25 protein-coding genes are annotated in these 21,971 nt (G+C 73.5%); 19 read left to right on the top strand and 6 right to left on the bottom strand.

Going from position 1 to position 21,971, the window contains the following annotated elements:
• Nucleotides 1–423 precede the first annotated feature (423 nt).
• The 6 genes from IEZ10_RS34325 to IEZ10_RS34300 all read right to left on the bottom strand — a co-directional run bounded on the left by IEZ10_RS34325 (nucleotide 424) and on the right by IEZ10_RS34300 (nucleotide 5,164).
• On the bottom strand, nucleotides 424–1,323 hold the full coding sequence (locus tag IEZ10_RS34325) for a phosphotransferase (RefSeq protein ID WP_189250674.1): 900 nt from the start codon (nucleotides 1,321–1,323) through the stop codon (nucleotides 424–426).
• 124 nt (nucleotides 1,324–1,447) lie between these two features.
• Entirely contained in the window at nucleotides 1,448–1,846 is a 399-nt protein-coding gene (locus tag IEZ10_RS34320; protein WP_189250673.1) for a nuclear transport factor 2 family protein, read from the bottom strand.
• A 135-nt stretch (nucleotides 1,847–1,981) separates the two neighbouring features.
• Nucleotides 1,982–2,497, bottom strand: a complete 516-nt coding sequence (locus IEZ10_RS39495; RefSeq protein WP_229811931.1) for a CGNR zinc finger domain-containing protein — start codon at nucleotides 2,495–2,497, stop codon at nucleotides 1,982–1,984.
• 452 nt (nucleotides 2,498–2,949) lie between these two features.
• On the bottom strand, nucleotides 2,950–3,591 hold the full coding sequence (locus IEZ10_RS34310) for a 4'-phosphopantetheinyl transferase family protein (protein ID WP_189250672.1): 642 nt from the start codon (nucleotides 3,589–3,591) through the stop codon (nucleotides 2,950–2,952).
• The gene (locus tag IEZ10_RS34305) at nucleotides 3,588–4,430 is read right to left on the bottom strand and encodes a metallophosphoesterase family protein (RefSeq protein WP_189250671.1); all 843 of its coding nucleotides are present in this window, start codon (nucleotides 4,428–4,430) and stop codon (nucleotides 3,588–3,590) included. The genes IEZ10_RS34310 and IEZ10_RS34305 overlap by 4 nt, the downstream gene beginning before the upstream one ends.
• The gene (locus IEZ10_RS34300) at nucleotides 4,427–5,164 is read right to left on the bottom strand and encodes a thioesterase II family protein (protein ID WP_229811930.1); all 738 of its coding nucleotides are present in this window, start codon (nucleotides 5,162–5,164) and stop codon (nucleotides 4,427–4,429) included. Before IEZ10_RS34300 ends, IEZ10_RS34305 begins: the two co-directional genes overlap by 4 nt.
• 414 nt (nucleotides 5,165–5,578) lie before the next feature.
• Between IEZ10_RS34300 and IEZ10_RS34295 the strand changes: the two genes are divergently transcribed.
• The 19 genes from IEZ10_RS34295 to IEZ10_RS34210 all read left to right on the top strand — a co-directional run bounded on the left by IEZ10_RS34295 (nucleotide 5,579) and on the right by IEZ10_RS34210 (nucleotide 21,854).
• On the top strand, nucleotides 5,579–6,199 hold the full coding sequence (locus IEZ10_RS34295; RefSeq protein WP_179817782.1) for a D-sedoheptulose-7-phosphate isomerase: 621 nt from the start codon (nucleotides 5,579–5,581) through the stop codon (nucleotides 6,197–6,199).
• Complete coding sequence (locus tag IEZ10_RS34290; protein WP_189250670.1) at nucleotides 6,196–6,579, top strand: HypC/HybG/HupF family hydrogenase formation chaperone; 384 nt, start codon at nucleotides 6,196–6,198, stop codon at nucleotides 6,577–6,579. Before IEZ10_RS34295 ends, IEZ10_RS34290 begins: the two co-directional genes overlap by 4 nt.
• An 18-nt stretch (nucleotides 6,580–6,597) precedes the next feature.
• On the top strand, nucleotides 6,598–7,290 hold the full coding sequence (locus tag IEZ10_RS34285) for a D-sedoheptulose-7-phosphate isomerase (protein WP_189250669.1): 693 nt from the start codon (nucleotides 6,598–6,600) through the stop codon (nucleotides 7,288–7,290).
• A 137-nt stretch (nucleotides 7,291–7,427) separates the two neighbouring features.
• Nucleotides 7,428–8,519, top strand: a complete 1,092-nt coding sequence (locus IEZ10_RS34280) for an NADH-quinone oxidoreductase subunit B family protein (protein ID WP_189250668.1) — start codon at nucleotides 7,428–7,430, stop codon at nucleotides 8,517–8,519.
• A 2-nt stretch (nucleotides 8,520–8,521) separates the two neighbouring features.
• On the top strand, nucleotides 8,522–10,327 hold the full coding sequence (locus IEZ10_RS34275) for a nickel-dependent hydrogenase large subunit (RefSeq protein ID WP_189250667.1): 1,806 nt from the start codon (nucleotides 8,522–8,524) through the stop codon (nucleotides 10,325–10,327).
• Nucleotides 10,324–10,989, top strand: a complete 666-nt coding sequence (locus tag IEZ10_RS34270; RefSeq protein WP_189250666.1) for a NifU family protein — start codon at nucleotides 10,324–10,326, stop codon at nucleotides 10,987–10,989. The genes IEZ10_RS34275 and IEZ10_RS34270 overlap by 4 nt, the downstream gene beginning before the upstream one ends.
• Complete coding sequence (locus IEZ10_RS40150) at nucleotides 10,986–11,960, top strand: DUF5947 family protein (protein ID WP_268246407.1); 975 nt, start codon at nucleotides 10,986–10,988, stop codon at nucleotides 11,958–11,960. The genes IEZ10_RS34270 and IEZ10_RS40150 overlap by 4 nt, the downstream gene beginning before the upstream one ends.
• Nucleotides 11,953–12,585, top strand: a complete 633-nt coding sequence (locus IEZ10_RS34260; RefSeq protein ID WP_189250665.1) for a DUF6084 family protein — start codon at nucleotides 11,953–11,955, stop codon at nucleotides 12,583–12,585. Before IEZ10_RS40150 ends, IEZ10_RS34260 begins: the two co-directional genes overlap by 8 nt.
• Nucleotides 12,582–14,420, top strand: a complete 1,839-nt coding sequence (locus IEZ10_RS39490) for a hypothetical protein (protein WP_229811929.1) — start codon at nucleotides 12,582–12,584, stop codon at nucleotides 14,418–14,420. The genes IEZ10_RS34260 and IEZ10_RS39490 overlap by 4 nt, the downstream gene beginning before the upstream one ends.
• Entirely contained in the window at nucleotides 14,417–14,908 is a 492-nt protein-coding gene (locus tag IEZ10_RS34250; protein ID WP_189250664.1) for a hydrogenase maturation protease, read from the top strand. The genes IEZ10_RS39490 and IEZ10_RS34250 overlap by 4 nt, the downstream gene beginning before the upstream one ends.
• A 22-nt stretch (nucleotides 14,909–14,930) precedes the next feature.
• Nucleotides 14,931–15,035, top strand: coding sequence for a DUF6893 family small protein (locus IEZ10_RS40500; RefSeq protein WP_373287446.1), 105 nt, complete (start codon nucleotides 14,931–14,933; stop codon nucleotides 15,033–15,035).
• A 75-nt stretch (nucleotides 15,036–15,110) separates the two neighbouring features.
• Nucleotides 15,111–15,503 carry a hydrogenase maturation nickel metallochaperone HypA/HybF gene (locus IEZ10_RS34245; protein ID WP_179817773.1) on the top strand — a complete coding sequence of 131 codons (393 nt, stop codon included), beginning with the start codon at nucleotides 15,111–15,113 and terminating at the stop codon, nucleotides 15,501–15,503.
• Entirely contained in the window at nucleotides 15,451–15,729 is a 279-nt protein-coding gene (locus tag IEZ10_RS34240; protein ID WP_189250663.1) for a HypC/HybG/HupF family hydrogenase formation chaperone, read from the top strand. The genes IEZ10_RS34245 and IEZ10_RS34240 overlap by 53 nt, the downstream gene beginning before the upstream one ends.
• Before the next feature lie 6 nt (nucleotides 15,730–15,735).
• Nucleotides 15,736–16,863, top strand: coding sequence for a hydrogenase formation protein HypD (gene hypD / locus IEZ10_RS34235; protein WP_179817771.1), 1,128 nt, complete (start codon nucleotides 15,736–15,738; stop codon nucleotides 16,861–16,863).
• Nucleotides 16,864–17,087: 224 nt separating this feature from the next.
• The gene (gene hypE / locus IEZ10_RS34230; RefSeq protein ID WP_189250662.1) at nucleotides 17,088–18,134 is read left to right on the top strand and encodes a hydrogenase expression/formation protein HypE; all 1,047 of its coding nucleotides are present in this window, start codon (nucleotides 17,088–17,090) and stop codon (nucleotides 18,132–18,134) included.
• A gap of 51 nt (nucleotides 18,135–18,185) precedes the next feature.
• Nucleotides 18,186–18,641 (top strand): hypothetical protein, encoded by a 456-nt coding sequence (locus IEZ10_RS34225; protein ID WP_189250661.1) that lies wholly within the window; start codon nucleotides 18,186–18,188, stop codon nucleotides 18,639–18,641.
• A 91-nt stretch (nucleotides 18,642–18,732) separates the two neighbouring features.
• Entirely contained in the window at nucleotides 18,733–19,212 is a 480-nt protein-coding gene (locus IEZ10_RS40355) for an antibiotic biosynthesis monooxygenase (protein ID WP_308426331.1), read from the top strand.
• Between the two features lie 276 nt (nucleotides 19,213–19,488).
• On the top strand, nucleotides 19,489–20,958 hold the full coding sequence (gene crtI / locus IEZ10_RS34215; protein WP_189250659.1) for a phytoene desaturase family protein: 1,470 nt from the start codon (nucleotides 19,489–19,491) through the stop codon (nucleotides 20,956–20,958).
• A complete protein-coding gene (locus tag IEZ10_RS34210) occupies nucleotides 20,955–21,854 on the top strand; it encodes a phytoene/squalene synthase family protein (protein ID WP_189250658.1) in 900 nt (299 codons plus the stop codon). Before crtI ends, IEZ10_RS34210 begins: the two co-directional genes overlap by 4 nt.
• The last annotated feature ends 117 nt before the right edge of the window (nucleotides 21,855–21,971 follow it).

Here is a 21,971-nt window from a genome sequence, read left to right as displayed (position 1 = left end):
CGGGATCGCCCCGGCGAACCGGCGTCCCGGCGTCGCCCACGGCGGCCCGCCGCGACCCGCCATGACCCATCGTGACCCGCCAGGGCTCACGGCGGCTCACGGTGGCTCGTCTGGCGGAGGGGTTCCTTGAGTCTCCGCCCGCCGTACGGCCTCGGCAACTCCCTACGGGGTGGCGCTGCCGTAACCGCGGCGGCAGGCGGGGCTGCGCGCCCCCGCGCCGCCACGCGCCCCTCGGGCGGGCTCGGGCGGGTCCGGGCAGGTCACCCGAGCAGTCTGTCCCGCGCGGCCGACGACCCGCCGGGCCCGGCTCACACCCGGCGGCGCATCGGCGCCATCCGAGGGGATGGCCCCACGGCTGAGCAGGGAGAACGCCACAGGATCCTTCTTGGCGCCAACGGCCGTCCCCGGGTTCCTCAACCCCGGTCACGGCCTGAGGTCGAAGAAGGCCTTCACGCGGCGCTCGTGGTGTTCGAGACCGTCCTCGTCATGCTCGGCGCCCTGACGCCGAGCATGCTCGAAATATGCCGCCTCGCGGCGCAGCCGGTGCCTGATCAGCTGGACGAGCGTCTCATCGTCCATGTCGCCCGCGGTTCCACCGGCCTCGTGATAATCGGCGACGAAGCGGCGACGCCGGGCCGGACCGTCGCCGTACTCATCGGCCCATTCGAGCGCGGCGGACGCCACCTCCATCTCAGGCGCTCCGACGACGGCCTCATCCCAGTCCAGGACGGCCACCAACCGGCCGTCCCTGGCGAGGGTGTTTCCCGGGTAGAAGTCCCCGTGCAGCGGCTGGCGTACGAGGTTGCGACGATGGAAGTCCGCCAGCCAGCGGTCCAGCCCTCGATCGGCCAGCTCGGGAACATCGTGCGGTGATTCCCCGTACAGGCCGGTCTCCACGAACGAGGCCACCGGGCGCGGCGGCGGCCGGTGGAAGGCCAGCGCACGGTGCAGCCGCGCGAGAAGCCGCGCGCCCTGCGTACGCACCTGCGGCTGATCCTCATCAGGCCACTCGCCCTCGACGTAGGGCCACACCGACACGGGCCGGCCGTCCACCCGGATGACCGTGGCCCCGTCGCGTGCACGCAACGGCGCCACCGCCTCAGGAAGGGTGGAGGCGGCATGTACGGCGATCGAGTGGCACCACTCGGCCTCGGCGCTCGTACGTCTCGCTGGGCCGACGCGTACGACGAGGTCATCGGCCCGATACGCCGCCGACTCCTCCCCGCCGTACAGCCGCACCGGGGCACCGGCGATGCGCCGTCCCCATGCGTCCTGGACCGCGCGCCGCATGGGGACGGTCAGCGGCGTATCGACGAAAGGCATCGCGACCTCCTACAGGTCCTCAGGGTCAACGCGCCCGATGGCGCAGAAGGGCGGTGGCGACGGTGGTCCCGGGCAGGTTCCAGCGCGGGAAGGCACCTCTCACGACTCCGCCTCCCCGGTGCGGTCAGGGCTGGTCATACCAGGCGAGCGCTGCGATCCGCCAGCCTTCCGAGGTGCGGACGAGCTGGATGGTCTTGGTCCCGCCACCCTCGAACGGTTCGCCGTCCAAGATCCCCGACTTTCGGTACTCACTGAACCGTGACGCGATATCGCCCGCGATCTCGGTTCGTTCGGAGGTCTCCCACTCGGAGAACTCGACGAGCCGCCCGTCGGTCAGCAGTCGCCGGCGGGGCTCGATGAACTCGTCGACGGTGTAGACCGTGAGCTCCGGGCCGGTCTTCACGATCACACCACCCGGAAGAACCAGCCGCTTGATCCGGGCCACGTCGGCAGCCTTACCGCCCCGGTTGTCAAAGGCTCCGAAGAAATCGGCGGTCACCGAATCGATCTCGATTTTTGACATGGCGGGACAGTAACACCGAGTCGTACGTGGTGATCGGGGCCGGCCGGATGCCGGTGGCGGCTCTTGATTCGCAGCCCGGGGGGCCGGAGCGGCCGGTGCGTTCCCGCCCGGTGGGACGTGTCCTGCGCTGCCGGGTCAGGCATCGGGCGCCGTTCTGCGGCGGGCGCGGTAGGCGGCGACGGTGGTTCGGCTGGCGCAGGTGTTGGAGCAGAACCGGCGGCTGCGGTTGCGGGAGTCGTCGACATAGAAGCGCGCACAGCCGTCCGCCCGGCATCGGCCCACGGTGACGTCGGGATCCCCGCAGATCACATGGGCGAGCGCGGCGGCGCAACTGCGGCCGAGCCAGTATGCGGGGCTCTCTCCATCGCGCGCGAAGTGCAGGTGCGGCCCGCTGTTCTCGTCGTGCGTGCTCACATGCATCGCGGGCGGGAACCTCTCCAGGAGCAGGTTGACGGGCGCGATCGGACCCGCGTCCGCCACGGCCGCGACCGCGTCGCGCAAGGCGGGGAGAAGCTCCGCGAGTGTGTCGGCGTCCGGTTCGGCGACGCGGTGCTGGGCGAAGAACTTCCGCCGTAGTTCGCTGGGGTCGTCGCCGTTGACCAGTTCGACGGCCAGCCTTGCCAGATTGCCTATGTAGGCGACATATCGCACTTGACCACCTACCTCCCTGTCTGCATAGTAGGCCGCATGAGCATGAACAACGACTACATTGCCGGTTCCGTGGAGGGTATCGCGCGGTCTCTGAAGCGCGCCGGCCTCTGGGACCTCGCGCTGGATTTACCGGTGGCCGAGACGACGGCGCTGCGGGCGGAGATCCTGACCGACAGATTCTTCTGGCGGCTTGACGGGCAGGCCGAGGGCACGAGCGCGGAACCGGGACGATCCCTGTGGGGAGATCATCTCGGGCCCTACTCACCGCGCGACGCGATCGCTGCCGCTGTTCCCGGCGCATCTCGGTCACACCCTTTCCATGACCTGGGTCCGGGAACCTCGCATCCCGCGCCGGGTCCGCATGAGACGCTGGTCGAAATGCCGCAGCGGCCCGCCGGTCATCACACCTCACGTCACCAGGACGGCGGCGTGAGCCTGGATGGTGCGGGGTGTCACCCCGGCGGCAGGGCGATGGCGGTGACCACCAGGCCGTCGGAGACGAGCCAGCGGCCGGTGAAGCCGGTCAGCTCCCGGCCCTCCACCTCCGGCCCGGCCACGAGCAGCCGGGCGGTGAACGTCCCGGCCGGATCGAACGTGACGTGGGCCTCGTCGAAGTCGAGCCAGCACCGGGCCAGCGGGAACCACGCCTTGTAGACGCTCTCCTTGGCGCTGAACAGCAGCCGGTCCCAGTGGATCCCGTCGCCGAGGCGCGCCAGCTCGGCCCGTTCCTCCGGGAGGGCCACGGTCTCCATGACCCCCTCGGGGAGCGGCTCGTGCGGCTCGGCGTCGATGCCGACGGTGAGGGCCTTGAGGGAGACCGCGGCGGCACGGTACCCCTCGCAGTGGGTGATGGCTCCCCGTACCCCGGCGGGCCAGACGGGCGCGCCCAGCTCGCTGGGCAGGATCGGGGCGGGCGGCACGCCCAGGCGGGCCAGCGCCCGGCGGGCGCAGTGGCGGGCGGTGGTGAACTCGCGCCGCCGCCGTTCCACCGAGCGGGCGATGACCGCCTCCTCCTCGGGGAACAGCCGGGCGTCGGGCGGGTCGGCGAACGCCTCGGCGCATGCCACCCACGACGGCAGGATCTCCCCGATCACGACGCCGCCGCCGGGGGAGCGGGCAGGATGCGGCGCGGCCGGCCCGGCGGGGTGGGGCGGGGCCGCCACTCGCGCGGGTAGCCCAGCGAGACCTCCTCGAAGCGCACGCCGTCGTACCAGGTGGTGCGGGGGATGTGCAGGTGGCCGTAGACGACCGCGCGGGCGTCGAACCGCAGGTGCCAGTCGGCGGTGAGCTCGGTGCCGCACCAGATCGTGAACTCCTGGTGGTGCATGACCCGGGTCGGCTCGCGCACCAGCGGGTAGTGGTTGACGAGCACGGTCGGCAGCCCCCCCGGGCGCTCGGCCAGCCGCCGCTCGGTCTCGGCGACCCTGGCCTCGCACCAGGCGGCACGCGAGGGGTAGGGGTCGGGGTGCAGGAACACCTCGTCGGTGCAGACCACGCCCCTGTCGTAGGCCAGGGCCAGCGCCTCCTCGGCGGTGGCGACCCCCGGCATGCGGAAGGTGTAGTCGTACAGCACGAACAGCGGGGCGATCACGACAGGCCCGCCCGGCCCCTCCCACACCGGGTAGGGGTCCTCCGGGGTCACCACGCCGAGGTCGCCGCAGACCTTCACCAGGTGCCGGTAGCGCTCCTCGCCGCGCAGCCGGACCGGGTCGCTGGAGTGGGACCACAGCTCGTGGTTGCCCGGGACCCACACCACCTTCTCGAAGCGTTCGGCCAGCAGGCCGAGCGCCCACTCGATGTCGGCGACCTTCTCCGAGACGTCCCCGGCGACCAGCAGCCAGTCGGACCCGGACGACGGCCGCATCTCCTCGACGATCCGGCGGTTCTCCTTGTAGCCGACGTGCAGGTCGCTGACGGCCAGCAGCGCCGTCACGCGTGGACCGCCCTCAGCGAGCCGAGGATCATCCGGGCGATCTCCGGTACGTGGTGGGCGAGGAAGAAGTGGCCGCCGGGGAAGACCTTCAGCTCGAAGCGGGAGGTGGTGTGCCGGCCCCACGCCTCGGCCTCCGCCACGCTGGTCACCGGGTCGGCGTCGCCGGTGAGCGCGGTGATCGGTACGGCGAGCCGCGCCTCGCCGTCGGGGCGGTGGGTGCAGACCGCCCGGTAGTCGGCGCGCAGGCTCGGCAGGATCAGCCCGCGCAGCTCCTCGTGCCGCAGCACCTCCGGGTCCGATCCGCCGAGCCTCTGGGCCAGGGCCACGAGCTCGTCGTCGCCGAGCAGGTGCGCGGTCTCCTGCCGGGTCGTGGAGGGGGCGCGCCGCCCGGACACGAACAGCGCGACGGGCCCGCCGCGGCCCAGCCGCCGGGCGACCTCGAAGGCCATGACGGCCCCCATGCTGTGCCCGAAGAACACCCGCGGCCGGTCGCCGCCGCCGAGCGCCTCGGCCGCCCGGTCGGCGAGCAGGGGCAGGTCGTCGATCAGCGGTTCGTCGAACCGGTCCTGCCGGCCCGGGTACTGCACGGCGAGCATCTCGGCGGCGGGCGCCAGGGCCGCCGACAGCGGGTGGTAGTAACTCGCGGTGCCCCCGGCGTGCGGGAAGCAGACCACCTGGACGTCGCTCCCGGGTGAGGGGTGGAAGCACCGGATCCAGCGGGCGGCTGCCGTCAAGGTCGTTCTCCTTTGGTCGGTCGGCGGGCCGCCGTGCCGCATGCGTGCCGTACGGCGGCGGCCCTGCTGGACGCGCGTCGTACGGCGGCGGCTCCGCGGAACGCGTGCCGTACGGCGGCCGCCGTGCCGGACCCGCGCCGTACGGCGGCGGCCCGGGGTGCCCGCGGCGCGCCGTCCCGCCCGTGCCCCGCCGCGAGACGATCCCACTGCGAGACGATAACGGGGAACGTTGATCATCACCAAGGCCGGGAACCCCGTGGGATACGGGAATCCCGGCGAATCCCCGCCGCCGCCGGCCATCGCGGGCGGTCGGGCGAGTGATCAGATCTTTACTCCGCTTTGTGGCGTCGAAGGTGTCGATTCGCCGAACACGGAACGTAATCTGACGACTACCGTAAATAACGGAGCGTTCACATGCCAGTGACATCGACCATGCAGTTGGCCGTCAGCGAGGCCTTCGCCCGCAGGGACTCCGCCGGTCACGCTCTCGCGGAGGACTCCCTGCGCATCGCCCGCGCGTGCCGGGAGATGGCGGACCGGTTCCACCGCGGCGGGAAGCTGATCGTGTTCGGCAGCGGCGGGGGCGGCACCGACGCGGCCCACATCGCGGTCGAGTTCATGCACCCGGTCATCATGGGCAAGAAGGCGCTGCCCGCCCTGGCCCTCAGCAACGACGCCGCCACCGTCAGCGGGGTGAGCGCCCGGGAGGGGCCCGCCGAGTCGTTCGCCCACCAGCTGCGCCGCTGGGCCGACCCGGCCGACATGGCGCTCGGGATCTCCCGCGACGGCGACTGCCCGGGTGTCCTGCGCGGCCTGCAGGAGGCCGGGGCGCTGGGCCTGTTCACCCTCGCCCTCGTCGGCGGCGACGGCGGCGCCGTGGTGCGGGAGCGGGCGGCCGAGCACATCCTGATCGCCGCCTCCGACGACCCGGCGGTGGTCAAGGAGATCCACGTCACCGTCTACCACGTGCTGTGGGAGCTGGTCCACGTCTTCCACGACCGGCCCGGCCTGCTCGGCGGAAAGGAGACAGGATGAGCGGCGAGGACGGCTGCTGCGACACCGGACCGTGCGTCACGTGCGCGGACGAGGCCGTGCCGATGCGGGTGATCCGCATCAGGTACGGCGGGCTGGCCGTCGCCGGCGCGGGCCCGGTCACCACGGAGGTGAGCGTGGCCCTGGTGGACGCCGCCGAGGGCGACACCGTCCTCGTCCACGCGGGGGAGGCCATCGCGGTCGTCGGCAGGCATCGGCGGACGCCGGGAGACGCGGCGACCGGGGACGCCGTGACCGGGGCCGCGACGAGGGACGCGGCGACCGGGGGCGCGGCCGTCAGGGACGTGGTGCCCTGGGGCGCGGCCGCCGGAGACGCGGCGGCCGGAGGCGCCGTGATCGGCGGACATCGGGAAACACGGTGATCAGGAGAGGAAACGGCGATGAGCACCGGTGACCAGCCGCCCGAGGGGATGGGCGGGCTCTACCCCTTTCTCTACCCGGGCCCGGGCGACCTCGACGCGGTGCTGACCGAGGCGCTGCGCTCCACCGGCGAGAAGGCCGCCGAGATCGTCCGGCTGCGCCGGGAGCTGGCCGAGTCGATGGCCGACGAGCTCGTCGAGTGCGCCGGGGAGATGGCCATCCGGTTCGCCGCCGGCGGGCGGCTGTTCGCCTTCGGCAACGGCGGCAGCAGCACCGACGCCCAGGAGGTGGCGACGGCGTTCCTGCACCCGGGTTACGGGCTGTCCCTGCCGGCGCTGTCGCTGACCAGCGATGTCGCCGTGGTGACCGCCCTGTCGAACGACGTCGGCTTCGACGTCGTCTTCGCCCGCCAGCTCGCCGCCCTCGGGCGGCGCGGCGACATGGCCTTCGGCCTGACCACCAGCGGCGGCTCCGCCAACGTCGTCCGCGCCTTCGAGGAGGCGGCCCGGCAGGGCATGCTCACCATCGCCCTGGCCGGCGACAGGGGCGGCAGGCTGGCCGAGCTGGAGCTGCTGGACTACCTGTTCGTCATCCCCTCCTCCTCGGTGCACCGGATCCAGGAGGCGCAGACGACGGTCTACCACGTGCTGTGGGAGCTGACCCAGCACGCCCTCGGCGCCGTCCCCGCCCCGCCGGTCCGCAACGTCGGCTGACGGCGAACCGGACACGAGAGCACGAGGAACGCGAGGAGCCCGAGGAGACGCGTCATGATCCGTACCGCACGAGACCTCCCCCACCACCATCGACCACCGGCATCGAGGCGCGGGGAGCCCCGGGAAGGCAGGACGGCATGACGGCACCGGCGGACCAGGAACGGCAGGGGAAACGGGGTGCGGCGGAACAGCCGGAGGAGGAGCCGATCGTCCACATCCTCTGGATCAACGCCGGGCTGAGCTGCGACGGCGACTCGGTCGCGCTGACCGCGGCGACGCAGCCCAGCATCGAGGAGATCGCCCTGGGGGCGCTGCCCGGCCTGCCGAAGGTGGCCGTGCACTGGCCGCTGGTCGACTTCGAGTCCGGGCCGATGCAGGGCTCCGACGTGTTCATCGAGTGGTTCTTCCGGGCCGCGCGCGGCGAGCTGGAGCCGTTCGTGCTGGTCGTGGAGGGCTCCATCCCGAACGAGTCGATCAAGCAGGAGGGCTACTGGTGCGGGTTCGGCAACGACCCGGCCACCGGGCAGCCCCGGACCACCAGCGAGTGGCTGGACATCCTCGCGCCGAAGGCGACCGCCGTACTGGCGGCCGGCACCTGCGCCACCTACGGCGGCATCCACGCCATGGCGGGCAACCCGACCGGCGCGATGGGCGTCGCCGACTACCTCGGCTGGGACTGGCGCTCCAAGGCCGGGCTGCCGATCGTCAACGTGCCGGGCTGCCCGATCCAGCCGGACAACCTGTCGGAGACGATCCTGTACCTGCTCTACCAGCTCACCGGGCAGGCGCCGATGATCCCGCTGGACGAGGCGCTGCGGCCGACGTGGCTGTTCGGCCAGACCGTGCACGAGGGCTGCGACCGGGCCGGCTACTACGAGCAGGGCCAGTTCACCGCCGAGTACGGCTCGCCGGAGTGCCTGGTGAAGATCGGCTGCTGGGGGCCGGTCGTACGGTGCAACGTGCCCAAGCGCGGCTGGATGAACGGCATCGGCGGCTGCCCCAACGTGGGCGGGATCTGCATCGCCTGCACGATGCCCGGCTTCCCCGACAAGTTCATGCCGTTCATGGACGAACCGCCCGGGGCGCGGGTGTCGTCCACGGCCAGCGGCGTCTACGGCGGCGTCGTGCGCGGCCTGCGCCGCATCACCCTCAAGACAGTCGACAAGGAACCGAAGTGGCGCACCAAGGGCCGCGCCCTGCTCACCGGTTACAAGGCGCCCTGGAGCTGAGTATGAAGACCTCACCCAAGACGGAGGAGACCGCGCCGCCCGGCGGCCGGGAGCTGGTGGAGATGTCGTGGGACCCGATCACCCGGATCGTGGGCAGCCTCGGCATCTACTGCAAGATCGACTTCGCCAACCGGGAGGTCGCCGAGTGCTACAGCACCTCGTCGATCTTCCGCGGCTACAGCATCTTCATGAAGGGCAAGGACCCCCGCGACGCGCACTTCATCACCAGCCGGATCTGCGGCATCTGCGGCGACAACCACGCCACCTGCTCGGTCTACGCCCAGAACATGGCCTACGGCGCCCGCCCCCCGGCGCTGGGGGAGTGGATCATCAACTGCGGCGAGGCCGCCGAGTACATGTTCGACCACAACATCTACCAGGAGAACCTGGTGGGGGTCGACTACTGCGAGAAGATGGTGCGCGAGACCAACCCCGGCGTGCTCGCGCTGGCCGAGAACACCGAGGCTCCGCACGCCGCCGACCACGGCTTCCGCACCATCGCCGACATCATGCGCTCCCTCAACCCGCTGGAGGGGGAGTTCTACCGCGAGGCCCTGGCCATGAGCCGGGTCACCCGGGAGATGTTCTGCCTGATGGAGGGCAGGCACGTGCACCCCTCCACCCTGTATCCCGGCGGGGTCGGCACGGTCGCCACCGTGCAGCTGTTCACCGACTACCTCACCCGGCTGATGCGCTACGTCGAGTTCCTCAAACGGGTCGTGCCCATGCACGACGACCTGTTCGACTTCTTCTACCAGGCGCTGCCCGGCTACGAGGAGGTGGGCCGCCGCCGGGTGCTGCTCGGCTGCTGGGGCAGCTTCAACGACCCCGAGCACTGCGACTTCGACTACCGCACCATGAGCGACTGGGGCCGGCGGATGTTCGTCACCCCCGGCGTGATCGTGGACGGCCGTCTGGTCACCAACGACCTCGTCGACATCAACCTCGGCATCCGCATCCTGCTGGGCAGCTCCTACTACGACGACTGGGCCGGGCAGGAGCCGTTCGTCACCCACGACCCGCTGGGCAACCCCGTCGACATCCGGCACCCGTGGAACCAGCACACCATCCCCCACCCGCAGAAACGCGACTTCACCGGCAAGTACAGCTGGGTGATGTCGCCGCGCTGGTTCGACGGCGCCGACATGCTCCCGCTGGACACCGGCGGCGGCCCCCTCGCCCGCCTGTGGTCCACCGCCCTGTCCGGGCGGGTGGACATCGGCTACGTCAAGGCCACCGGCCACAGCGTGCAGATCAACCTGCCGAAGACCGCCACCCGCCCGGAGAAGACGCTGGAGTGGACCATCCCCACCCACGACGGGCAGCCGCTGTCCAACGCGCTGGAGCGCAACCGGGCCCGCTCCTACTTCCAGGCGTACGCGGCGGCCTGCGCGCTGCACTTCGCCGAGCAGGGCCTGGCCGAGGTCCGTGCCGGGCGCACCCAGACCTGGGCGCCCTTCGAAGTGCCGGAGGAGGCGATCAGCTGCGGGTTCACCGAGGCGGTCCGGGGGTTGCTGTCGCACCACATGGTGATCAGGAACGGCAAGATCGCCAACTACCACCCCTACCCGCCCACCCCGTGGAACGCCAGCGTCCGCGACCCCTACGGCACGCCCGGCCCGTACGAGGACGCGGTGCAGAACACCCCGATCTTCGAGGAGAACCCGCCGGAGAACTTCAAGGGCATCGACATCATGCGCACCGTACGCAGCTTCGACCCGTGCCTGCCGTGCGGGGTCCACATGTACCTCGGCGGCGGCAAGGAGCTGCGCAAGCTGCACAGCCCGCACGCCTTCGGCCCGGCATGACCGGCCCGGCGGCCACCGGGCGGCGGCCCGGGGCGGGACCGCTCGCCGACGGGCCCGCCGCCCGCGACGTCCGGGCGGGCGGGCCCGGAGCCCGTGACGTCCGGGCGGGCGGGTCCCGGGGGCGGGAGGTCCAGGCGGCCGGTGAGCGCGTCGAGGCGCTGCTCACCGACCTCGGCGCGCACGCCGACCCCGCGACGCGCGCCAGGGCCGAGGAGCTCGTCCGCGCCCTCGTCGAGCTGTACGGCGCCGGCCTGGAACGCGTCGTCGAGGCCGTCGTGGAGGCCGGGGCCGCCGACGTGCTGCACCGTCTGACCGGCGACGACCTCGTCTCCGGCCTGCTCATCCTGCACGACCTGCACCCGCTCGGCGCCGCCGAACGCGCCGCCGTCGCCGTGGAGCGGGCCCTGGCCGGCCGCGAGGAGAAGGCCGAGCTGCTCGGCGTGGACGAGACGGGCGTCGTACGGCTCCGCCTGACGGGCGCCGGTCACGGCTGCCCCTCCTCCCGGCGCGCCCTGCTGCGCACCGTGGAGGACGCCGTGACGCGGGCAGTGCCGGAGGCGGCGCGCGTCGAGATCACCGAGGCAGGCGGCCCGGCGGCGGGCCGGTCGCCCCTGCTGCAGATCGGCCGCCGCCCGGCCGCCGCGGGCGGGGGAACGCCATGACGGCGGCCACCGGGCTGCGCCGGTTCCGGACGCGGGACACCGGGACCGCGACCCGGTGCGAGCTGTGCGGCGAGGCGGCCGGGGAGGACCACGGGCACGTGGTGAACCTGGAGACCCGGGCGCTGCTGTGCTCCTGCGCCGGCTGCCACCTGCTGTTCTCCCACGACGGCGACTCGCGGCGGCGCTACCGGGGGGTGCCGCGCCGCCACCTGCACGCGCCCTCGTTCCCCCTGACCGAGGCCGACTGGGAGGAGATGCGGATCCCGGTGCGCACCGCGTTCTTCTTCCGCAACTCAGCGCTCGGCCGGATCGTCGCCTGCTACCCCAGCCCCGCCGGGGCCACCGAGTCCCTGCTGCCGCACGACACCTGGGAACGGGTCCTGTCGGCCTGCCCGGCGATGGCCGGCGTGCTGCCCGACGTCGAGGCGCTGCTGGTGGACCGCCGTCCGGAGGGCGGCTTCGCCTGCCACCTGGCGCCGATCGACGCCTGCTACCGCCTGGTGGGCCTGGTGCGGCTGCACTGGAAGGGCTTCGACGGCGGCCCGGAGGTCTGGCGGGCCATCGACGGCTTCTTCGCCGACCTGCGCCGCCGCGGCCGCCGGGTTCCGTGGCCGGACGGCCCCGCGTACCCGCCGGACGGCCCCGCATACCCGCCGGGCGCGCCCGGAGACCCCGGCACGCCCGGGAGGCCCGGGGCGCCGGGCGGTCCGGGGACACCCGCCCCGGGGGCCCCGCCGCCCGGGGTGCTGCCGCCCGTGGTCCCGCCGCCCGGCACCCTGCCACCCCGTCACGGCATGGTCTCCGGCGAAGGCGGGGGAGTCCCGGGAGCCGGTGCGGGTGACCGTGGCGGTCCGTCACCCGGCGGGGACGACCCCGGTGTCCCGCCATCCGGTGAGGACGGCCGTGGCGCCCCCTCACCGGGCGGGGACGGCCGCGGCGCCCCGGAGACACACGGGGGCGGTCATGGATGAGATCGCCTTCACCTGTCTGGGCGCGCGGGCCGAGCCGTACGCGGCCTTCCCGACGCTGGTCTTCCGGCTGCGCGTCACCGAGCCGTCGTCCGCCGGGGTGCACGCCGTACTGCTGCGGTGCCAGATCCGGGTGGAACCGCACCTGCGGCGGTACGGCCCCGCGGAGGCGGAGCTGCTCGGCGACCTGTTCGGCGACCCGTCCCGGTGGGGCGACACGCTCAAGCCCCTGCACTTCGCGACCGTCTCGGCCACCGTCCCCGCCTTCCGCGGCGTCACCGAGATCGACCTGCCCGTGCCCTGCAGCTACGACCTGGAGGTGGCCGCGGGCAAGTACTTCGCCGCGCTGGAGGACGGCGAGATCCCGCTGATCCTGCTGTTCGGCGGCACGGTCTTCGCCCGCGCCGGGAACGGCTTCTCGGTGACCCAGATCCCCTGGCACCGGGAGGCCCGCCACCGGCTGCCGGTCGGGGTGTGGCGGGAGCTGATGGACCGCTACTTCCCGGACAGCGGATGGCTGCGGCTGAACCGCGGCACGCTGCGGGCCCTGCGCCGCCTCAAGGCCGAACGCGCCCTGGCCACCTGGGACGAGGCCGTGGAACTACTGCTGGAGGAGAGCCGGCGATGACCGCTCCCATGGAGATCGCCCGCCGGGTCGCCGACGCGGTGCTGTACGAGGGCTACCTGCTCTACCCCTACCGGGCGTCGGCCGCCAAGAACCGGGTGCGCTGGCAGTTCGGGGTGCTCGTGCCGCCGGGGTTCGACACCACCTGCGAGCACTCCTCCAGCGTGACCGAGTGCCTGCTGGAACGCGCCGACGACGCCGAGGTACGGCTGCGGCTGCGGTTCCTGCACGTCAGGACCCGCCTCGTCGAACGGGCCGAGGACGGCGGCCACCGGCCCGTCGCCGAACTGACCGTCGAGACGGCCGGACCGGCCGGGCCGGGAACCGGTGCGGCGGACGGGGTTCCGAGCCCGGGGACGGCCGGGGAGACGGGCCGGGAGGCGGGCCCGGGGACGGCGGGTACCGGGGCTCCGGGCGGGGCGACGACCTACCTGTCCTTCGAGGAGGCCACCGAGCGCGAGACGGAGGTGGCCTTCCCCGTCGCCGAACTGCTCGACGGCGAACGCGCCGCCGACGTGCGCCTGCCCGGGGACCGGTCCGTCGAGGCGATCACCGGGCCGTCCGGCCGGGCCCGGGGCCGCGTCGTCCGCGAGCACCTGCCGCTGCACGCCGTCGTGCGGGCCCGCGCCGAACGGGTGGCGGGGCCGTACGACCTCGTCCGGCTGCGCGTGCGGGTGGAGAACGTCACCGGCTGGGACGATCCGGACGCCACCCGCGAGCAGGCGCTGCGCCGCTCGCTGATCTCGGCCCACCTGATCATCGGGGTGACCGGCGGCGCGTTCGTCTCCCTGCTCGACCCGCCCGAATGGGCCCGGCCCGCCGCCGAGACCTGCCGTAACGAGCGCACCTGGCCCGTCCTCGTCGGCGAGCCCGGCCACCGCGACGTGCTGCTGTCGTCGCCGATCATCCTCTACGACTACCCGGAGACCGCCCCGGAGAGCCCGGGCGACATGTTCGACGCCACCGAGATCGACGAGATGCTGCACCTGCGCACGCTCACCCTCACCGAGGAGGAGCGGCGGCAGGCCCGCGCGACCGACCCCCGGGCGGCCCGGCTCCTCGACATGGTGGCGACCCTGCCGCCCGAGCTGGCCGAACGGCTGCACGGCGCGATCCGCCACCTGGAGACACCCGCCCGCGGCGGCACCGCGCCCCGCTGGGGTTCGGCGGCCGACGCCGGCGCCGCGCCGTGGGACGACGTGTCCGACGCCGGCGCCGCGCCGTGGGACGACGTGTCCGAGGGCGGCACCGGTCCGGACGACGGGTCCCCGGGCGGCCTCCGGCCCCGGGACGCGACGCCTCCGCCGGACCCCACGCCCGGCGTCGCGAATCCCGGCGCCGCGCCCTGGGACGGACCCGGGGACGCCTTCTGGAGCGATCTCGCGGCCGGGCCCGGCTCCTCACCGGAGACCGACGCCGTGTCCGTCGCCGGGGTGGAGGTCGCCAGGGGCAGCCGGGTCCGGCTGGCGCCCGGCAGGCGGCGCGCCGACGCCCACGACATGTTCCTGTCCGGCCGGACCGCCCGGGTGGAGGCCGTGCTCACCGACCTCGACGGGGCGCGCCACCTGGCGGTCACCCTGGATGAGGACCCCGGCGCCGACCTGCACCGCTCCCACGGCCGCTTCCTCTACTTCGCCCCCGACGAGGTCGAACCGCTCGACGCCGCCGGCCCGGCGGACGACACGGCGGGCCCCGGCGTCTCCGGAGGGATGCCGAGCGGGCCCGGCGACCCGGACGGCTCCGGCACCGGGACGGACGCCAGGGACCCAAGGGACCCGAGGGACATGAGGGATATGGGGAACCCGAGGGAGGCGCCGGAGAGGCGGGACGCCCCATGAGCGGCATCCTCGTCGCGGGCGTCGGGAACGTCTTCCTCGGCGACGACGGGTTCGGCGTCGCGGTGGCCGGGCGCCTGGCGGAACGCGACCTGCCCGCCGGGGTCTCGGTGGCCGACTTCGGCATCCGCGGCGTCCACCTCGCCTACGAGCTCACCGGCGGCGGCCACGACACCGCGATCCTCATCGACGCCGTGGCCCGCGGCGGCCCGCCCGGCACGCTGTACGTCCTGGAACCGACGCCCGGCGAGGTGTCCGGGCCGGTCCTCGACGCCCACGACATGACCCCGGAGACCGTGCTGGCCCTGGCCGGCGCGCTCGGCGGCGGGACCGGACGGGTGCTGCTCGTCGGGTGCGAGCCCGCCGACCTGTCGCCCGGCATGGAACTGAGCCCGCCGGTGGCCGCGGCCGTCGGCGCGGCCGCGGACCTGGTCGCCGACCTGGTCCATCAGGAGATGGCCGCGGCACCCGCGAGCGCCCCCTCGCCGTAGCCGGCCGTAAGGAGGAGAGACCGTGTTGAGACGCCTGTTCGTCGGAGCCGTCCTGGTGGGGATCGGGGTGCTGGTCTACCAGTCGATCCCCGACCTCAAGCGCTACATGCGGATCCGCAGGATGTGACACCCGGCGAGGACCAGCGAGGACCAGCGAGAACCAGCGAGGGCCGGTGAGACCGGCAAGACCAGTGAGGCGGACATGCACGAATTCGGGATCGCCGAGGCGATCCTCAGCGCGGTGGAGAAACGCGCCAGGGGCCGCAGGGTGGAACGGGCGCGGGTGCAGGCGGGCGCCATGCTCCGGGTCACCGAACCGATGATCAACCAGGCGTTCGCCATGATCGCCGGCGGGTCGGCCGCCGAGGGGGCCCACGTCGACCTGGTCGTCGTGCCCGTGCAGCTGATCTGCCGTTCCTGCGGCCAGACGGCCGCGTCCCTCGACCCCTACGCCACCTGCCCGGAGTGCGGTGGCGTCGACCTCGACATGGAGGGCGGCGACGACCTCGTCCTCGAATCCATCCAGATGGCGGAGGCCACCCATGTGCCTGGGAATCCCGGGGGAGATCGCGGAAATCCTGACCGACCGGCCTGACCTGGCCATGGTCGACGTCAGCGGCGTACGGCGCGCGATCAACATCGGCCTGCTGGAGGGCGAGCGGCTCGCGGTCGGCGACTGGATCCTCATCCACGTCGGCTTCGCGCTGTCGAAGATCGACGAGACCGAGGCGCGGGCCGCGCTCGACTTCCTCGAGAGCATCGGCGACGCCTATGACGAGGAGATCGCGGCCCTCCGAGAATCCATGATCGAGCAGGGGTGATGACCGGTGCGTTTCGTCGACGAGTACCGTGACGCCGGCCGGGCGCGGGCGCTGGCCGCGCGGATCGCCGGGCTGTGCGAGCCCGGCCGGCGCTACAAGTTCATGGAGGTGTGCGGCGGTCACACCCATGCCATCTACAAGCACGGGCTGGAGGACCACCTCCCCGAGGCCGTCACGCTCGTGCACGGCCCGGGCTGCCCGGTCTGCGTGATCCCGATGGGACGGGTGGACGACGCGATCCACGTCGCCATGCGACCGGACGTGATCATGACGTCGTTCGGCGACATGATGCGGGTGCCCGGGGGCGGCGGCTCCTTCCTGGACGCCAAGGCGCGCGGCGCCGACATCCGCATGGTCTACTCCCCGCTGGACGCCCTGCGGATCGCCAGGGACAACCCCGGCAAGCGGGTGGTGTTCATGGGCATCGGGTTCGAGACCACCGCGCCCTCCACCGCGATGACCGTCCTGCGCGCACGGGCCGAGGGGATCGGCAACTTCTCGGTCCTCTGCAACCACGTCATGATCATCCCGGCGATCAAGGCGATCCTCGACTCGCCCGACCTGCGGCTGGACGGGTTCGTCGGGCCCGGCCATGTCTCGGCCGTCATCGGGTGCCGGCCGTACGGGTTCATCGCCCGCGACTACGGCAAGCCGCTGGTGGTGGCCGGGTTCGAGCCCCTCGACGTGCTGCAGACCGTCCTGCGGCTGCTGGAGCAGCTCGCCGCCGGGCGGGCCGAGGTGGAGAACCAGTACGCCCGGGTCGTTCCCTGGGACGGCAACGCCCGCGCCCTCGACGTCATCAACGAGGTGATGGAGCCGAGACCGTACTTCGAGTGGCGGGGCCTGGGGTTCATCTCCTCCTCGGCGCTCGCGATGCGCGAGCGCTACGCCGACTTCGACGCCGAGCGGATCTTCGACCTTCCCGGCGTGCGGGTGGCCGACCCCAAGGCGTGTCAGTGCGGCGAGGTGCTCAAGGGCGTGCTCAAGCCGTGGGAGTGCAAGGTGTTCGGCACCGCGTGCACGCCCGAGACGCCGATCGGCACCTGCATGGTGTCGTCGGAGGGCGCCTGCGCGGCCTACTACAACTTCGGCCGGTTCTCCCGGGACCGGGTCAGGGAGGCGACCCGCACGTGAACACCGACGCGACCACCGGCGCCGGCGAGGCGGCGCGCCCCGGACGCCGGGGGGATCCTCCGGCTCCGGGTTCCGGGAAACCGGGAGGTCTCGGGGGACCGGAGGGTTTCGGGGAACCCGGGGGTTTCCGGGGACCGGGGAGTTCCGGGGAACCGGGAGGTTTCGGGGGACCGGGAGGTTTCGGGGAACCGGGGGAGAGGGCGGAGCAGGACCGCGAGGCGCTGGTGCTGGAACGCATCGAGCGGGTGCGCCGCCGCCCGGCCCGCGTCCGGGAGGACCGCGTCACCCTCGCGCACGGCGCGGGCGGCAAGGCGACGCACACCCTCGTCGAGGCGGTGTTCCTGGAGGAGTTCCGCAACCCGCTGCTGGAACCCCTGGAGGACGGCGCGGTCTTCGACGGCCTCGCCCTCACCACCGACGCGTTCGTGGTGACGCCGCTGTTCTTCCCGGGCGGCGACATCGGCGACCTGGCCGTCAACGGCACCGTCAACGACCTGGCGATGTGCGGGGCGCGACCCCGCTACCTGTCGGCGGCCTTCGTCGTCGAGGAGGGCTTCCCCGTCTCCGACCTGCGGCGCGTGACCGCCTCGATGGCGGCGGCGGCGCGGGCGGCGGGCGTGTGGATCGTCACCGGCGACACCAAGGTCGTCCAGCGCGGCAAGGCCGACGGCTGTTACATCACCACCGCCGGGGTGGGGACGATGGACCGCCCGGTACGGCTCAGCGCCGCCGCCGCCCGCCCCGGGGACGCGGTCATCGTGTCCGGGCCGATCGGCGAGCACGGCGTCACCGTCATGATCGCCCGCGGTGAGCTGGACCTCCAGGCCGACCTCGCCTCCGACACCGCGCCCCTCAACGGGCTGACCGAGCGGCTGCTGGCCGCCTGCGGAGACGGCCGGGTGCGCTGCCTGCGCGACGCCACCCGGGGCGGGGTGGCGACGGTCGTCAACGAGATCGCCGGAGCCTCCGGGGTCGCGGTCGTGCTCGACGAGGACGCGATCCCGGTGCGGCCCGCCGTACGCGGGGCGTGTGAGCTGCTGGGACTCGACCCGCTGTACGTGGCCTGCGAGGGCCGGATGGTCGCGGTGGTCGACGGGGAGGCCGCGGACGCCGCCCTCGCGGCGCTGCGCTCCGACCCGCTCGGCTCCGGCGCGGCCGTCATCGGGCGGATCGCCGACGACCCGCCGGGGCTGGTGCTGCTGCGGACGTCCTTCGGCGGCACCCGCATCGTCGATCTGCTGGTCGGCGACCCGCTGCCGAGGATCTGCTGACGGCTCCCGCCGGGAGACCACTGAGAACCGAGACCCACGGGGGTGGCGGACGTGAAGAAACCACGCGATAAACGACAAGGTGTCGCACCGGACACCGCGCCGGGCGCGGCACGGGACGACGGCGGCACCGGCGGCACCGTCTGGCACGGCTTCGCACCGGCCGTGGGCCGGGCGAGCGAGGAGGTGGTCCGGGCGGGTGACCGCGCCTGGGGACCTCCGCCCGAGGGCCTGCGGCCGGAACGGGAGGTGTCGCGGGCGGAGCGTGAGGGGATCTCCTCCACCGAGCCCGCCCCCGTGGGGCCGATGGGCGTCGGCGTCAGCGAGACCCGCAGCCCGGAGAAGCTCGCGGCCCGGAAACGCGAGAGGGGCCGCCGGACGGTCGGCGTCGACGAGCGGACCGGCAGACCGTACGGGACCTCCGGACCGGAGGACGCCACCGGCGTCGCGCCGCAGGGGACGGCGGATGAAGAGAGCCCCTACCTGCCGCCGGGGGACCAGGCCGGTTAGAACCGGTACGAACCGAGAGCCCGTGCGGACCCCGGGTCCCTGAACGGGCCTCCGACCCCATCGCGGGACGGGCCGGGAGGCTCGTCCCGCGATGTCACGGCGGCCCCCGGCCGGGAAGCCGCCGCGAGGTCCGGCACCGGAAATCGCAAAGAAGAATTGGGGGGAATCCGTCCCGGGCGATCACGTCACCTTGTGTGTCGCACTCCTCCTTCTCCGTGATGAAGTGCATAGAGTTGTCGGGGTGGAACCGAGCGTGAGTGGCAGGAAAAGCGGCGACGGCGCCATTGTCATGATCTCCTCGCGGGTCCGTAAGGGATGTGAAGAGGAATACCGTCGATGGCAGGAGAGAACCGACGAGGCCGCCCGCCGTTTTCCCGGATTCGAGCGTATGGAGACATATCCGCCCGGCTCCGGCGAGCAGAACACGTGGATGGTGGTGTTCCGCTTCTCCAGCCCCGACCAGCTGAACGCCTGGCTGAACTCCGACGTACGGCGCGGCCTGCTGGAGGAGGGCAGGGCGTTCCTGGAGGAGCGCGCCGCCAGACCGGACGGCCCCGCCCCCGGCGGATGAGGGAACCGAATCTTCGTCGCGAAGGCGCATCCGGACACGCTCCCGTTCGCGAAGTCACCTTCACCGACGCAGAGGAGCGATGCCCATGGCCACCGGCACCCGCGAGACCGAGCACCGCACCGGCGAGCCGCCCGGGACGGACGACCCCGTCTCCCCGGGGAGGCGGTCACCGGCCCTCGCGGCGGCCGGGAGCCGGCCCGGTGGACGGAACCCGGATTCCCGGCCCCGTGCTCCACGGCGCTCGGCGGGCCCGGCCGCGACGACCGGGGGCGCCCGATGAGCGGGACCGGCGGAATCGTGGTGATCGGCGCCGGGCTCGGCGGTCTCGCCGCGGCGATGCGGCTGGCCGGCGCCGGGCGTGACGTCACGGTCGTCGAGGCCCGTGACGTGCCGGGCGGCTGCTGCGGGACCGCGAGCCTGGACGGCTACCGCTTCGACACCGGGCCGTCGGTGCTGACCATGCCGGAGGTGCTGGCCGACGCCTTCGCCGCGGCCGGGGAGGACATGGAGAGCCGCCTGCCGCTGCGCAGGCTGGACCCGTACTACCGGATGCGCTACCACGACGGCACCCACCTCGACGTGGTCCCCGGCGAGGACGCCATGGTCGAGCAGGTCCGCGCGCTGTGCGGGGCGGCGGAGGCCGACCGCTACCGGCGGTTCCGCGCCCGGCTCGGCGAGCTGTTCGCCGCCGAGTGGCCTGTCTTCATCGACCGCGACATGACCCGGCTGCGTCACCTCGTCCGGCCGCTGGTCCTGGCCCGGCTGGCCGCGCTCGGCGGCTTCCGGCGGCTCGACGGCCTGGTGCGCGCCCACCTCACCGACGACCGTCTCGTCAGGGCGCACACCTTCCAGGCCCTCTACGTCGGGCTGTCCCCGCAGCGGGCCCTCGGCATCTACGCGGTCATCGCCCACATGGACACCGTCGGCGGCGTCTTCTTCCCCCGGCACGGCGGCATGCACGCCATCCCGCAGGCCATGGCCGCCGCCGCGGAGAAGGCCGGCGCCCGGATCAGGTACGGCACGCGGGCGCTGAAGGTCGAGACCGGCCCGTACGGCGTCTCGGCAGTCCTGCTCGACACCGGCGAGCGCCTCCCCGCCCGGCACGTCGTGGTCGCCTGCGACCTGCCCGGCGCCCACGACGGCCTGCTGCCGAAGGCGGCGGGCGACTGGCGGCTGCGCCGTCCCCGTCACTCGCCCTCCTGCGTCGTGCTGCACGTCGGCCTCGACCGGCGGCTCGACGGCCAGGCCCACCACACCCTGCACTTCGGCCGCGAGTGGCGCTCGACCTTCTCCGCCCTCGCCGCCGGACGGCCGCAGCCCGACCCCAGCCTGCTGGTCACCTGCCCCGCGACCGACACCGCCGCCGCGCCCGCCGGCCACGCCACGCTGACCGTGCTGGAACCCGCCCCCAACCTGCACGGCGGAGCCGACTGGGACCGCCTCGCCCCGAAGCTGGAGGACCGCCTGCTGAACAGGATGGCCGACCTCGGCTACGGCGACCTCGCCGGCCGTCCCCGCCTCCGCTTCGACCCGCCCGCCTGGGCGCGGCTCGGCCACTCGGCCGGCACCCCCTTCGCCCTGGACCACCGCTTCTCCCAGACCGCCTGGTTCCGCCCGGCCGGCGCCGCCCGGCGGGTCCCCGGCCTGCACTTCGCCGGCATGCACACCGCGCCGGGCGTCGGGGTGCCGCCGGTGCTGATCTCCGGCCGGCTGGCCGCCGAACGCATCCTGGAGAGCCCCCGATGACCCTCACCCGCAGCTACGAGCTGTGCCGCAGGCTCAACGCGCGGCACGGCCGCTCCTACTACCTGGCGACCCTGCTGCTGCCCGCCTGGAAACGCCCCCACGTCCACGCCCTGTACGGCTTCGCCCGCTACGCCGACGAGATCGTCGACTCGTTCACCGTGACCGGCGACCGGGCCGCCGCACTGGACACCCTCACCGACCGGACCGCCGCCGCGCTGACCGGCGAGCCGGTGGACGACCCGGTGCTTCCGGCGTTCGCCCAGACCGTCCGCTCGTTCGGCGTCGACCACGCCGACATCCACGCCTTCCTGCGGTCGATGCGGGCCGACCTGACCGTCACCCGCTACGCCACCTACGCCGACCTGCTCGACTACATGGAGGGCTCGGCCGCGGCCATCGGCACGATGATGCTGCCCGTCCTGGAGGCCCTGCCCGGCGCAGCCGAGAAGGCCCGCGAGCCCGCCCGCCGGCTCGGCCTGGCCTTCCAGCTCACCAACTTCCTGCGCGACGTCGCCGAGGACATCGCCCGCGGCCGGGTCTACCTGCCGCTGGAGGACCTCGACAGGTTCGGCGTGTCCGTCGACGACCTGCGGCGGCCCGCCCCCACTCCCGCCCTGCGCGAACTGCTGGCCTTCGAGGCCGGGCGGGCGCACGCCCACTACCGCCTCGCGCTGGAGGGGATCGACCTGCTCATCCCCTCGTCACGGCCGTGCATCCGCGCGGCCTACGAGCTGTACGGCGGCATCCTCGACCGGATCGAGGCCGCCGGCCACGACGTGCTGCGCGCCCGCGTGGCCGTGCCCCGCCGCCGCAGGGTGGCGATCTTCACCCGGCACCTGCTCGCGGCGTCCGCCGCGGACCGGGCCGAACGCCGGGTCACCGTACGGGCGCCCTGAACCGGGGGCGCCCGGAGCCGGGCGGCCGTCCCGAGCCGGGTGGGCACCGTGATCCGGGTGGGCGCCCCGACCCGGGTGGCGCCGGTGGAGCGGGTCCGCTCCGGACCCGGCGCCGCC

It is taken from the genome of Streptosporangium pseudovulgare (genome assembly GCF_014648055.1).
Lineage (GTDB): Bacteria > Actinomycetota > Actinomycetes > Streptosporangiales > Streptosporangiaceae > Streptosporangium > Streptosporangium pseudovulgare.
The sequence above is the reverse complement of the archived record's forward strand: the minus strand, read 5'-3'. Positions and strand labels throughout refer to the sequence as shown.